Origin of the sequence: Rhodovastum atsumiense, from assembly GCF_937425535.1 — a bacterium.
GTDB classification, from domain to species: Bacteria; Pseudomonadota; Alphaproteobacteria; order Acetobacterales; family Acetobacteraceae; genus Rhodovastum; species Rhodovastum atsumiense.
Window position 1 is genome coordinate 3706859 of the sequence record NZ_OW485601.1, and the last position, 11915, is coordinate 3718773.

The window sequence follows — 11915 nt, forward strand, 5'->3', positions numbered from 1 at the left end:
CCGCTACACCGAGCGGGTGATGCCGCCGTCGACGCGGATGTTCTGCCCGGTGATGTAGCCGGCGCCGTCGGAGGCGAGGAAGGCGACGGTGTCGGCGATCTCGCGCACGCGGCCGTAGCGGCCCATGGGGATGCGGGCGCGGATCTCCTCCTTCTCCGGGAAGGTGTCGATGAAGCCGGGCAGGATGTTGTTCATGCGCAGGCCCTCGGCGGCGTAGCGGTCGGCGAACAGCTTGGCGAAGGCGGCGAGCCCGGCGCGGAACACCCCGGAGGTCGGGAAGGCCGGGTCGGGCTCGAAGGCGGCGAAGGTCGAGATGTTCAGGATCACCCCCGCGCGCTGCGCCTGCATCACCGGCGTGACCAGCCGCGTCGGCCGGACGGCGCCGAGCAGGTAGACATCCAGGCCGCGATGCCAGTCCTCGTCGCTCAGCTCGAGCAGCGGGGCGCGCGGGCCGTGTCCGGCGCTGTTGACCAGCACGTCGATGCGGCCCCAGCGCTGCAGTGTGCCATCGACCAGGCGTTGCAGGTCCGCGGTGGACTGGTTGGAGCCGGTCACGCCGAAGCCGCCGAGCTCTTGCGCCAGCGCCTCGCCCTTGCCCGAGGAGGAGAGGATCGCCACCCGGTAGCCGGCCTCCGTCAGGCGGCGCGCCGCCGCCGCGCCCATGCCGCTGCCGGCCGCGGTCACGATCGCCACTTTCTCGCTCATTGCTGTCTCCTCTGCGCGTCGGCGGGAGGGTAGGGCTGCCTCGGTGCCGCGTCCAACAGGGGGATCCTTCGTTGCGGCGCGTAATGCAACCTTGGCGCTTGGAATGATGTAGAAATAACTATCATGAGTAGATGGTGGCGTGATATATACACGCGTTAGGGAGGATCCTTCGCCCGGTCCGTAAAGCCAACGATGCCATGCGGACCGTGCCGGTTTCCGCGCCTGTCTCCTGGTTCCCTGCCATGGTCGCGCCATGGCAGGGGGTGGTGGGCCTGACGCGGGGGCCGGACTGGACGGGACTGCCGCCGGAAGGACGGTGGCAGTCCGACCGGGTGCGGGGTGCATCGGCCCGCAAGGTCGATGGTTGCAGCCACCGCCTCTTCCGGCCCGACGGAGGGCAGGGCACATGGATGACGGACCCAGGCGGACCCGGCCGCGGCATCATCTGCCGGCCGGCGACGACGCGGTGATACGGCCTCCGTCACCCCGGGGGCCGGCAGGCGGGTGGCGTGCGCGGGTGGCGCGCTGGTTCACCGTGGCGGAGGCGCCCGGGCCGGCGTGGAAGGAACGGCGCTCGGCCGAACGCTACACGTTCACCCGGACCGTCTGGCTCCGCCGCCGCGACGAGGTACCGGACCGGGCGACCATGAAGAACGTGTCGCGCACCGGTGCCGCGGTGCAGTTCCGCCGGGGCACGGGCGCGGCCGATACCTGGCTCGCGCATCTGGCGCAGGGCGACGAGGTCACGCTGTGCAACCTGGTTGACCAGCCGGTCGAATGCTGGGTGGTCGCGGTGGAAGACGACATCCTGCGGCTGCACTTCCCGCCCGGCCAGGCGGCGGACGACACGCTGCATCGGCTGATCGAGGATTTCGCCCGGCGCCGCCAGGCCGTGGCAGCGCCGGCCTCCTGGTCGGTCACCGGGCGGCGGCGCATCCGCAAGTTGCCGGTGGCCGCGGCGGGCGGCCTTGTCGCGGGGGCGGTCCTGCTGGGCAGTCACGGCCTGGGGCTGGCCAACCTGGCAGGCTGGAAGATCGGGATTCCCCGCTTCTCGGCGCATTGGCGCGCCGGCCCGCCGATGCTGCCCTCGGGCAAGGCCGGGGCGGAGCCCGGCGCATGGCAGGGCGCGGCGGGCGACAACGCCGCCGCCCCGGGCGAGCAACCGCCCGCCGTGCTGGCCGGCGGCACCACCTTCGCCGCGACCCTGGTCAGCGGGGGGATGCCGGCGGGCGGCGTCGAGGTGGTCGCGGAGGTGGCCGAGGTCGTGCGTGGCCCCGAACCCGACCGGCGCGTCCTGCTGCCGCGCGGCACCCGTCTCACGGGGGAGGCCAGGAATGGCGGTGGCATCGATCCCCACACGGTGGTGCTGGTCTGGACCGGAGTGGCGTTTCCCGATGGCCGGTCGCTGACCCTGCTCCCGGCCGGGGCGCCGCCGGGCGAGGGGACGGAGGGACCGGCCACCCCGGATGCGGCCAGGATCGGTGGTGCCCACCTGACGAGCCTGTACCGCCGCACGGATGCGGCGTGGGCCGCCAGGGAGCGCGCGGCGCCTGCCTTCGACCTGCCCGCGGGCAGCCGCATCGCGGTGACGGCCACGCGGGACATCGTCCTGCCGTGGCACAGGACACACACACAACAGGAGCGGCAATGAGCTTTGGTTTCCCGGGCGACGACAGGACCCTCATCGGCGGCATCTTCGGCAGCCACGACCTGGGACTCTTCCTGCTTGCCGGGGTAATCTGCGGGCTGGGCTGCCTGATCAGCCTGGAGATGCTGGCAATGGGTGCCGACCCGGCCTCGTCGCGTCGGCGGGGATGGGTGGCCGGTGCGGGGCTGATGTTCGCCGGCACCGCCTGGGCGACCGGTTCCTCCGCCGTGCTGGCGTTCCGGCCAGGGCTGCCGGTTCATTTCGAACTCAGGTCGATGGCGCTTGCCTTGGTTGCGATGGCTGGTGGCATCCTGGCCTTTGCCATCGCAACGTCGGCGTGGACCGCGACCGCGGGACGGGCCCCACTTCGGCGGATCGTCGCCGCGGGGGGGCTGCTGGGGCTGTCGATCAGCGTCATGCACGCCATCGGGCTGTCGGCCCTGCGACTGCCGGCGGACATCGTGGTCGATGGCAGCATGATCCTTGCCGCCGTCGCCCTCGCCATCGTCCTGAGCACCGCGGTGGTCGTCCTGGCCCGGCGGATCGACCACGTCGCCGCCCGCGTCGGGGCGGGGGTGTCGCTGGTGGCGGCGCTGCTGGCGTCGCATGCCACGGCGATGGCGGGCGTGACCGTGATCCCCGACGACACCGCTCCGCTCGCCGGCAGCGGCGTGATCGCCGCCGATGCGCTGGTCCTGGCGGTGGCCGCCCTGCTGCTCGTCCTGGGCCTGCTCGGGGCGATGCGGATCCGCCAGGCCGTCGCCCGCGTGCGCCGGGACGCGCAGCGCTTCCTTCGCTTCGCCAAGGCCGGTCGCGAGGGCATCCTGATCCACCGCGACGGGCAGATCATCGACGTGAACCCGCCTTTGGCCCGGATGCTCGGCCAGCCGGCCTCCCGCCTGATCGGCCGCAGCCTGTTCGATGTGGTCTCGCCCGACTTCGCCGGCCTGGTGGAGGCGCGGCTGGCCCAGCCGCAGCGCCTGCGCGATCCCGATGGCTACCGGGTCGCGCTGGGGCTGACCAACGCGCAGGGACGCCGCGTGGTGGTGGACGCGATCTCCCAGGAGACACGCTTCGACGGTCTGCCCGCCGTGGCCGTCATCGTTCGCGACACGGCCGCGGCGGGGGACGATTCGTCGGCGGGGCCGGAGGCGATCATGGCGGCGCCGGACCGGGCTGGCTGCGAGGCCATGCTGGATGCGTTGCTGGCCCAGGCCGCCAGCACCCATGGCCGCATCGTGCTGTTCCGCATCGCCATCGCGCAGCTTGGTGCCGTCGGCCGCCGGCGCGGGCTGCCGGCGCAGGCGGGGATGCTGGCCGAACTGGCGGCGCGGGTGCGACGGGAGATTCGTCGCGTGGACCGGGTCGGCCGCCTCGGCGTGGGTGAATTCGCCGTGGTGCAGCCCTATGCAGCCTCGCCGCGCGAGGTGACCGACCTGGCGGAACGGCTGGTGGCGGCGCTGTCGGCGCCGGCCCGCCTCCCCGGTGGCACGATCCTGCCCGCGGTCACACTGGGCATCGCCGCCTATCCGGCCGACGCCGCGACGGCGGGGGCGCTGATGCGGGCCGCGGGGGCGGCGCGGGAGCGGGCGCAGCGCGAGGCGGCCGGCGGCATCTGCGTGTTCCACCCCGCGAGCGACGCTGCGTCGCTCACGGGGGAGGATGCCGCGGCGGCGTTGCGCCAGGCGCTTGATGACGGGCAAATGGACCTGCAGTACCGGAAGCTGGCCGAGACGCCGGGTGGGGTGGTGATCGCCCTGCTGGCCGAGCCGCTCTGGCGGCCGGCGGAGCGGGCGGTGCTGTCGGGGGAAGCGGTGGCGGCGATCGCGGAGGATGCGGGGCTGTGCCCGCGCCTCGATGCCTGGGTGCTGGAGGCGGCCTGTCACGCGGCCACGGCATCGACGCTGCCGGTGGTCGTGTCCGTCTCCGCGGCGACGCTGCGGGAAGGCGGCCTGCCGGCCACGATCGCGGGGATCCTGGCGCGCACCGGGCTGCCGCCACGGCGCCTCGTGCTGCGGCTGAGCGAGGCGACCCTGCTCGAGGACGGGGCGGACCCGGAGGCCGATGGGGGCCCCTGCGACCTCGCCACGCTGCGTGACCGGGGGGTCGGGCTGGCGCTGGGTGATTTCGGTGCCTGCTTCGGCAGCCTCGCCGGGTTGCGGCGGGCACGGCCGGAGATGCTGATGCTGGATCCGGACTTCATCGTCGCGGCGGGACAGGCCGGGGGCGCCGGGCTGGTGGACGCGGCCATCGCCGCCGCGCGCAGCCTTGGCATCAGCGTCGTGGCGCCGGAGCCGTAAGGCGCCATACGCTGTCGTGCCGCGCGGCGGCGAGGCACGAGGTCGAAGGGGAGGGATGCGGTGACAGGCGGCGCGACACCTCGGATCACCGATGATGCCGACCCCGAACAGATCGCCCAGGTGGCGCTGCTGGAAACCACGGACCTGCCCGCGGCGATCAGGTGGGTCGAGGCGAAGGCCGCCACCGCCGTGCTCACCCGCGAGAAGGCCAACCGTGCCAAGGCGGTGCTGCGGACATTGCAGGCAGCCGCCTGGGGGCGGCGGCGCGGCTGACGGCTGGTGAGGGGCTAGGCCTGGCTCACCGTCACGCTGCGGTCGGCGGTTGCCGTGGGGGCGGGCGCGGTGGCCAGGGCGACCCGGCGGCGGGAACGCCAGTAAAGGATGATCCCGGCCAGGGCGGCGATGACCACCAGGGCGATGCTGATCGTGTGGAAGGCTTCCCCGATCATGTGCTTCATCGTCATGCCGGCGAGGTATCCGGCGCCGGCGAACAACACGGCCCAGACCCCGGAGGCGAGGAAGTTGAGCATGGCGAATCTGGGCCACGAAATGCCGCTGAGCCCCACGGCGACCGAGGCCACGTTGCGGATGCCGTAGAGGAACCGGTAGGTCAGGATGAACAGCACCGCGTGCCGGTCCAGCAGCCGCGTGGCGGCGGCCAGCTTGGGCTTGGCGCGGGGAAACCGGTTCAACAGGCGGACGCCATAACGCCGCGACAGGTAGAACCAGAGCTGGTCGCCGAGGAAGGAGCCGATCCAGGCCGTCGCGGTGAGGATCCGGATATCGAGCATGCCGGCGCGCGCGGCGGCCCCGGCCACCAGAACGCAGGTCTCGCCTTCAAAAAACGTCCACACCCCAATGATGGGGTAGAACAGAGCCCCGTACTCGGTGATGAGGTGGCCGACGCTCATGGCCGGATTCCTGATATGACCCGGCGAGCGCCAGCCCGTTTGCGGGAACCGCAACAGAATGACGGAGCGTAACGCTTCAGGCAATCCGTGATTGTGATTTGGCAGCGGTTAATTTCCGTGTCGTAGAGGCAATGGTTTTTTGGTTCAGCCCTGGCAGTCTCAGGTAATGGCGTCCAGAAAACAGGTGACAACAGGCACCAAATAGTGCAACTAATACATCTGCTGGTTGCGCGACATGCGTTGCGGTTGCAATACATGGACTTCTGCCAGGAGTTCCCGCCCCATGCCCGCCTGTGCTGACCTTGATGATATCCCGTTGGACCCTGACCCGGCCCATGCCGCCGCGGTGGAGGCGTTCCGCCAGCTTGCGTGGCGCTCCGGTCCCATCTGGTTGCGAACAGTGCTGACCCAGCATCGGACGGAGTCCTTTTCCGCCCTGCCGACCGAAACCCTGGTGGCGATCGTCGCCATCTCACATCAGCGGGTATCCCGCCTGATCTGACCACCGGCCTGCGGTCATATGGCAGAATAACCGTTTCGGGTTCGGCGCGTGGCGGAGAAGTGTCGGTGCCGCCGCAAGCGGCGTGCCGGCGTGGCCATGCGCGGCGAGGAAGACGGTCGGGGGCGATACGGAGCCTGTCGCGGTGGATGCGCGACCACGCCGCCCTGCCACCTGCTGTTATATCATTTCCATGGCACAATTGTCCGACATCGCAGGCAGCGGTGCGCGTTGCCGGACCGCTCGCGGGATCGGCACTGCGGGAGATCGTTATCTTCGAGGACGCGGGCTCTTTTGTCCGCGGTGCCGCACCCCATATCCACTCCTGCTCAAGGAACAATTCCGGCAGGGGGAGAACAGGATGGCCGTTGTCTATGATCTGGGTGCTGCCCGCGCCGTCCGCTTCTTGCGGCGTGCCAGTTTCGCGGACGTGGAAGCGGCGCTCGAGCAACTGGGGCAGTTGTCGGCCGAGGCCCGCGAGCGTCGCCAGGCCGGCAGGACGGTGGAGCGGCACGAGCTGGCCACGCTTGCCTCGCTCGCCGCGGTGGGGCGGGCGTTGGTGGCGGAAAGCCAGGGGGCCCCGATGCCGATCGTGCGGCGGGCCTGAGCCGAACCGCATCCCACCCCGGTGGCGCGGCGGTGCGCCGGTCGGCAAAACCGCATCTTGCATCGGCATGAAACCGATGGCGGCGTGGCGCTTGGTCATGCCGGTCCGGTGCGACGCCGGTGCATTGCCGGGAGGAAGGGGCGGGCGTGGGATTCGGCGGGGGCTCCGGTTCGTCACAGCGGCGTGCCGGCATTCTCCCGCATCGCCACGCGGACCCGCTCGACCTGTTCGTCCACCAGCGGACAGAGTTCCAGCAGTGCGGCCGCGAGCGAGCCATGCGTGCTGACCCGAACAGCGCCGCCGCCGAGTTCCTTCGGTCGTTGCCGTTCGATCACCACCATGTTCCGCTGCCTGACGAGATAGAACACGGGCAATTCGCATCCGGGTGGAAACACGCTGATCAGCCCGTCATTGCCGCCCTCGGTGGCATCGCCGTCGAGGGCCAGGGCCCAGCCGCCCGGGGCAATGCTGGCCCAGGCGGCGGCGAAGGCCAGTTCCTCGGCCGGAAAGCCGGCGGCCACGGCAGTGACAGGGGACGTGTAATCCATGAAAGCGATCTTCGGGCGCCGGTATGGGAGCGCCGCTTTGTCTTCCCGGCACAGCCGGAAGAACAAGTTTTATTGTAGTCGCATCGAAGGATTGTGACCGCGCATTGATTCCAGGCCACAGGCGGGATGGTGGTCGCGGCGGCGCCTCATCCGGAGAACACCACGGTTTCATGCAGGTGCCGTCGCGCCGTCACCTCCTCGGCGATGAACGCCCCCAGATCGACGCGGCTGACGGTGGAACGACCGATCCTGCCATCGGTGCTCGCCACCCACCTGCCGCTCGCCGGCTGGTCGGTCAGCCCGACCGGCTGGACCAGCGTCCAGTCGAGACCGGAGGCTTTCACCAGCACTTCCTGGCGCTCCTTGTCGGCCATCAGGGCGCGCATGAACAGGCGGAAGATGATGCGGAACGGCAGCGACACCGCGTCGCGGGTGTCGCCGACGCCGAAGGCGGTGACGCAGACCAGCCGTGCCACGCCGGCCGCCTGCATCGCGGCGATGACATTGGCGGTGCCGGCCTCGCACACATAGGGGGGGCCGCCGCGCGGCATGCGCGGCACCAGCCCGCCCTGGCGCTGGGTGATGCCGAGGCTGACGACGACGGCGTCCTGGCCGGCGACCGCGGGCGCCACGTCCGCAAGCCGCATCGCGTCGCCGCTGGCCACGCCGAGGCCGGGCAGCGGCGGCAGCGCCGCCGGGTCGCGCACGAAGGCGGTGACCGCGTGCCCGGCGGCGAGCAGGGTGCCCACCACCGCGCGCCCGGTGCCACCGGTCGCGCCGAACACCAGGATGCGCATGCGGATGTCCTTCCCCCGTTCCCGTGCCGTCTTCCTTACCCGGGCGGCGGCCGGGCGATCCAGGCCGCGCCGGGTGGTGCCGCAGTCGTGACGCGGCCCTGGCATTGTCGGGCCGGGCACCTACGTCGTGGGGGTCAACCAGACCGGGGGCGTCATGGACATCTACGACATCAGCACGAGGCGAAATGACGGCGCGACGCAAAGCCTGGGCGATTACCGCGGGCAGGTGCTGCTGATCGTCAACACCGCCTCCCGCTGCGGCTTCACGCCGCAATACGCCGGGCTGCAGGCGCTGCAGGACCGCTTCGCCGCGCGCGGCTTTTCGGTGCTGGCCTTTCCCTGCAACCAGTTCGCCGGCCAGGAGCCGGGCGACGACGCGCAGATCCGCGGCTTCTGCGAAACGACCTACCACACGACTTTCCCGCTGTTCGCCAAGGTCGATGTGAATGGGGCCGGCCAGCATCCGCTGTTCGCCCATCTGAAGGCACAGAAGGGCGGGCTGCTCGGCAGCGCCATCAAGTGGAACTTCACCAAGTTCCTGGTCGGACGCGACGGGCGCGTGCTGGAGCGGTTCCCGCCGACCACCTCGCCCGAGGCCATCGCGCCGCGGATCGAGGCCGCCCTGGCGGCGCCGGTGCCGCAGCCGGCCCCGGCGGCCTGATGGCGTGACCGGCGGGGCGCTTTGCGGAATAATGCCGCGGCCGCGGGAATGGCCCGGCCGGGAGAGAGAGAGGCATGCTGGTTCTGATCGCCGGGATCGTGATTTTTCTCGGCGCGCATAGTTTCACCACGCTGCGGCCGGCGCGGGCCGCCGTGATCGGCGGGATCGGCGAACTGCCCTACCGAGGCCTGCATTCGCTGGTGTCGCTGCTGGGCTTCGGGCTGATCATCTGGGGGTTCTCGCTGTATCGGGAAGCGATGATCCCGGTCTGGACACCCCCGGTCTGGACCCGCCATCTGGCGCTGGTGCTGATGTGGTTCGCCTTCGTGGCGCTCGCCTGCGCCAATCCGGCCCCGGGCCGGATCCGGGGCTGGCTGCGCCATCCGATGCTGGCGGGGGTCATGTTCTGGGCGTTCGCGCATCTGCTGGCCAATGGCGATGCCGGTGGGATGCTGCTGTTCGGTGCCTTCCTGGCCTGGGCGATCTATGACCGCATCGCGGTGGCGCGGCGCGGCGATGCGGGCGCGCCAAGGCTGGCATCCTTCACCCGCGCCGATGCCGCTGCCCTCGGGGGCGGCAGCATTGCCTACGGGGCGATGCTGCTGCTGCACCCGGTGCTGATCGGCGTGCCGGTGATCGGCTTCTAGGGCAATCCCGGCCGCATCGGCGACAGTGATTGGACTGGTGCGATCGGCCGGGAATGGACGTTCCTGTCAGACCGGTTCCGGCACAAGGTGCTGCCCTGTCCTGGAGCCAGCGCCATGTACGTGCCGCCCGCCTTCCGAGAGGATGACCTCGCCACCCTGCACGGGGTGATACAGCAGGTCCGTCTCGCCAATCTCGTCACGCACACGCCGGACGGGCTGGTCGCCACGCCGCTGCCGCTGTTCCTGGTGCCCGAGGAAGGGCCGTACGGCACGCTCTACGGCCACCTTGCGCGCGCGAACCCGCACTGGACGCTGCCCGCGACCGGCGAGGCGCTGGCGCTGTTCAACGGGCCCGACGCCTATGTCAGCCCCTCCTGGTATCCGTCGAAGGCCGAGCACCACAAGGTGGTGCCGACCTGGAACTACGTTGCCGTGCATGCCTACGGCCCGGCCGGGTTCTTCGACGATGCCGACCGGCTGCGCGAGGTCCTCGCGCGGCTGACCGACCTGCAGGAGCACCCGCGCGCCGCGCCATGGGCGCTCGACGACGCGCCGGCGCCGTTCGTCGCCGGGCTGCTCAAGGGGATCGTCGGCCTGCGCCTGCCGATCACGCGCATCGAGGGCAAGCGCAAGATGAGCCAGAACCGCAGCGTCGAGGACCGGGCGGGCGTGGCCGCCGGCCTTGCCGCCAGCGATCGCCCGTCCGACCATGCCGTCGCGGCGCTGGTCAGGGGCTGATCCCGGCCTGTCACCCTGTCGAGGCCCATGCTCATCTCATGCCGGATCCGACCCAGCTTCCTCTGTTCTTCGCCGCGGCGCTCGTGCTCGCCATCACGCCCGGTCCGGGCATCTTCTACATCGCGGCGCGCACGCTCGCCGGCGGTCGCGTGGAAGGCCTGGCCTCGACTCTCGGCACCGGGACGGGCGGCATGGTGCACGTCCTCGCGGGCAGCCTGGGCGTCTCCGCCATCGTGCTGGCGAGTGCGGAGCTGTTCACCGCGCTGAAGCTGATCGGTGCCGCCTATCTGATCTGGATCGGCCTGCGCACGATCCACGCCGCCCGACGGGACACGCCGCCAGGACTGGCTGGCGAGCCCGTGGTGCCGTCGCCCGGGCCGGGGCGGGCCTTTCGGGAAGGCGTGCTGGTCGAGGCGATGAACCCGAAGACGGCGGCCTTCTTCCTGGCCTTCGTGCCGCAGTTCGTGGACCTGGCCCAGGGCCATGTCGCGCTGCAATTCGCGGTGCTCGGCTTCGTGTCGATTGCGCTCAACACCCTCGCCGACATGGGGGTCATCCTGGCGGCGGGCGTGCTCCGGGCAGGCGCGACAGCCCGGCCCGCGTTCATCCGCCGCCTGCGGGAAGCGTCGGGCGCCATGATGGTCGCGCTCGGCATCGGCCTCGCCCTGGCGAAGCGCCCCGCCACCTGAGGGCCGGGCGACGCCGCCGGCGAGGCCGGGCCGGATCAGTAGCCGACGGTGAAGCGCCGCCGGGAATGGGCGGGACGTTCCAGCTCGTCGACCAGGGCAACGGCGAAATCCTCGTAGGAGATGGAACTCCGGCCCTGCGCATCGACGAGCAGTGCGTCATCGCCGAGGCGGAACCGGCCGGTGCGCTCGCCCGGCACGAACAGCGCCGAGGGGGAGAGGAAGGTCCAGTCCAGTTCCGTCGCGGCGCGGAGCGCATCGAGGAAGGCGGCGCCGCGCAGCGCCTCGGCCTTGTAGGCGGCGGGGAAATCCGGCGTCTCCACCAGCTTCCGGCCCGGCGCGATCTCCAGGCTGCCGGCGCCGCCGACGACCAGGTAGCGCGGCACGCCGGCCGCCTTCACCGCGTCGATCAGGATGCGCGGCTCGGTGTCGAGGAAGCGCACGGAACTGATGACGGCGTCATGCCCGGCGAGCAGGGCGGCCAGCCCGGCCTGATCGGCCACGTCGCCTTGCCGCGCGGTGACACCCGGCAGGGCGGGCACCCGTGCGGGATTGCGGGCGATGGCGGTGACCGTGTGGCCGCGGCGGACCAGTTCGGCCAGCAGGCGCGAGCCGGCGGCGCCGGTGGCGCCGATGAGGACGACATGCATGGGGGATGCTCCATGGTTTCCGTGGGAAACCAGATAGTGAAATCGTCCCCAGGTGTTAAAGAAGGCACCTTCCGGTAACCTGGTTCCCCTGGAGAAACCTGATGGACGGGATGCCGCGCCCGACCCCGTACGCAGCCAATTGCCCGACGCGCCGCGTGCTCGACCGCGTCGCCGACAAATGGACGGTGCTGATCCTGGGGCTGCTGGGAAACGGTCCGGTGCGGTTCAACCAGTTGCGCCGTTCGGTCGAGGGCCTGTCGCAGAAAGTGCTGTCTCAGACACTGCGCAGCCTGGAACGCGACGGGCTGGTCACGCGGACCGCGATCCCGACCGTGCCGGTGACGGTGGAATACGCGCTCACCCCGCTCGGGCGCACGCTCGCCGAGGCGGTCAGCCCGCTTTGCGCCTGGGCCGAGACCCATATCCAGGACGTCCTGCGCGCCCAGACCGCCTATGACGCGCGGGGCCGGGCCGAGGCGTCCGGGCAATCCTGAGCGCGGCCTGCCGAAGCGGACGCG

The 11915-nt window shown here is 71.1% G+C and carries 15 protein-coding genes; 10 read left to right on the forward strand and 5 right to left on the reverse strand.

Annotated elements, in window-relative coordinates:
• Positions 1-3: 3 nt before the first annotated feature.
• Positions 4-705 carry an SDR family oxidoreductase gene (locus NBY65_RS16865; protein ID WP_150042683.1) on the reverse strand — a complete coding sequence of 234 codons (702 nt, stop codon included), beginning with the start codon at positions 703-705 and terminating at the stop codon, positions 4-6.
• A 406-nt stretch (positions 706-1111) separates the two neighbouring features.
• On the opposite strand from NBY65_RS16865, the gene NBY65_RS16870 reads away from it, so the two are divergent.
• The 3 genes from NBY65_RS16870 to NBY65_RS16880 are packed head-to-tail and all read left to right on the forward strand — an operon-like array spanning position 1112 to position 4926.
• Positions 1112-2356, forward strand: coding sequence for a PilZ domain-containing protein (locus NBY65_RS16870; protein WP_250265688.1), 1245 nt, complete (start codon positions 1112-1114; stop codon positions 2354-2356).
• Positions 2353-4653: an EAL domain-containing protein gene (locus NBY65_RS16875; protein ID WP_150042681.1), complete on the forward strand. Its 2301-nt coding sequence runs from the start codon at positions 2353-2355 to the stop codon at positions 4651-4653. The genes NBY65_RS16870 and NBY65_RS16875 overlap by 4 nt, the downstream gene beginning before the upstream one ends.
• A 60-nt stretch (positions 4654-4713) precedes the next feature.
• Positions 4714-4926: a hypothetical protein gene (locus NBY65_RS16880; RefSeq protein WP_150042680.1), complete on the forward strand. Its 213-nt coding sequence runs from the start codon at positions 4714-4716 to the stop codon at positions 4924-4926.
• A gap of 14 nt (positions 4927-4940) precedes the next feature.
• On the opposite strand, the gene NBY65_RS16885 is transcribed toward NBY65_RS16880, so the two are convergent.
• Complete coding sequence (locus tag NBY65_RS16885; RefSeq protein ID WP_150042679.1) at positions 4941-5564, reverse strand: DedA family protein; 624 nt, start codon at positions 5562-5564, stop codon at positions 4941-4943.
• 316 nt (positions 5565-5880) lie between these two features.
• Between NBY65_RS16885 and NBY65_RS16890 the strand changes: the two genes are divergently transcribed.
• Positions 5881-6066 carry a hypothetical protein gene (locus tag NBY65_RS16890; RefSeq protein ID WP_150042678.1) on the forward strand — a complete coding sequence of 62 codons (186 nt, stop codon included), beginning with the start codon at positions 5881-5883 and terminating at the stop codon, positions 6064-6066.
• Positions 6067-6424: 358 nt separating this feature from the next.
• The gene (locus NBY65_RS16895) at positions 6425-6670 is read left to right on the forward strand and encodes a hypothetical protein (protein WP_150042677.1); all 246 of its coding nucleotides are present in this window, start codon (positions 6425-6427) and stop codon (positions 6668-6670) included.
• Positions 6671-6843: 173 nt separating this feature from the next.
• Here NBY65_RS16895 and NBY65_RS16900 read toward each other — a convergent pair whose 3' ends face one another.
• Together NBY65_RS16900 and NBY65_RS16905 are read right to left on the reverse strand one after the other, a co-directional pair.
• Entirely contained in the window at positions 6844-7218 is a 375-nt protein-coding gene (locus tag NBY65_RS16900) for a hypothetical protein (RefSeq protein WP_150042676.1), read from the reverse strand.
• Between the two features lie 146 nt (positions 7219-7364).
• Positions 7365-8120, reverse strand: a complete 756-nt coding sequence (locus NBY65_RS16905; RefSeq protein ID WP_203330595.1) for an NAD(P)-dependent oxidoreductase — start codon at positions 8118-8120, stop codon at positions 7365-7367.
• Positions 8121-8169: 49 nt separating this feature from the next.
• Here NBY65_RS16905 and NBY65_RS16910 point away from each other — a divergent pair, with 49 nt between their 5' ends.
• The 4 genes from NBY65_RS16910 to NBY65_RS16925 all read left to right on the forward strand — a co-directional run bounded on the left by NBY65_RS16910 (position 8170) and on the right by NBY65_RS16925 (position 10750).
• Positions 8170-8676, forward strand: a complete 507-nt coding sequence (locus NBY65_RS16910) for a glutathione peroxidase (RefSeq protein WP_150042675.1) — start codon at positions 8170-8172, stop codon at positions 8674-8676.
• A gap of 74 nt (positions 8677-8750) precedes the next feature.
• Positions 8751-9323 carry an NnrU family protein gene (locus NBY65_RS16915; protein WP_150042674.1) on the forward strand — a complete coding sequence of 191 codons (573 nt, stop codon included), beginning with the start codon at positions 8751-8753 and terminating at the stop codon, positions 9321-9323.
• Between the two features lie 114 nt (positions 9324-9437).
• Positions 9438-10061 (forward strand): FMN-binding negative transcriptional regulator, encoded by a 624-nt coding sequence (locus tag NBY65_RS16920; protein ID WP_150042673.1) that lies wholly within the window; start codon positions 9438-9440, stop codon positions 10059-10061.
• 38 nt (positions 10062-10099) lie between these two features.
• Positions 10100-10750: a LysE family translocator gene (locus tag NBY65_RS16925; protein WP_150042672.1), complete on the forward strand. Its 651-nt coding sequence runs from the start codon at positions 10100-10102 to the stop codon at positions 10748-10750.
• Between the two features lie 35 nt (positions 10751-10785).
• Here NBY65_RS16925 and NBY65_RS16930 read toward each other — a convergent pair whose 3' ends face one another.
• Positions 10786-11397, reverse strand: coding sequence for an NAD(P)-dependent oxidoreductase (locus NBY65_RS16930; protein WP_150042671.1), 612 nt, complete (start codon positions 11395-11397; stop codon positions 10786-10788).
• A 101-nt stretch (positions 11398-11498) separates the two neighbouring features.
• Between NBY65_RS16930 and NBY65_RS16935 the strand changes: the two genes are divergently transcribed.
• Positions 11499-11891, forward strand: coding sequence for a winged helix-turn-helix transcriptional regulator (locus tag NBY65_RS16935; RefSeq protein WP_150042670.1), 393 nt, complete (start codon positions 11499-11501; stop codon positions 11889-11891).
• Positions 11892-11915 lie beyond the last annotated feature (24 nt).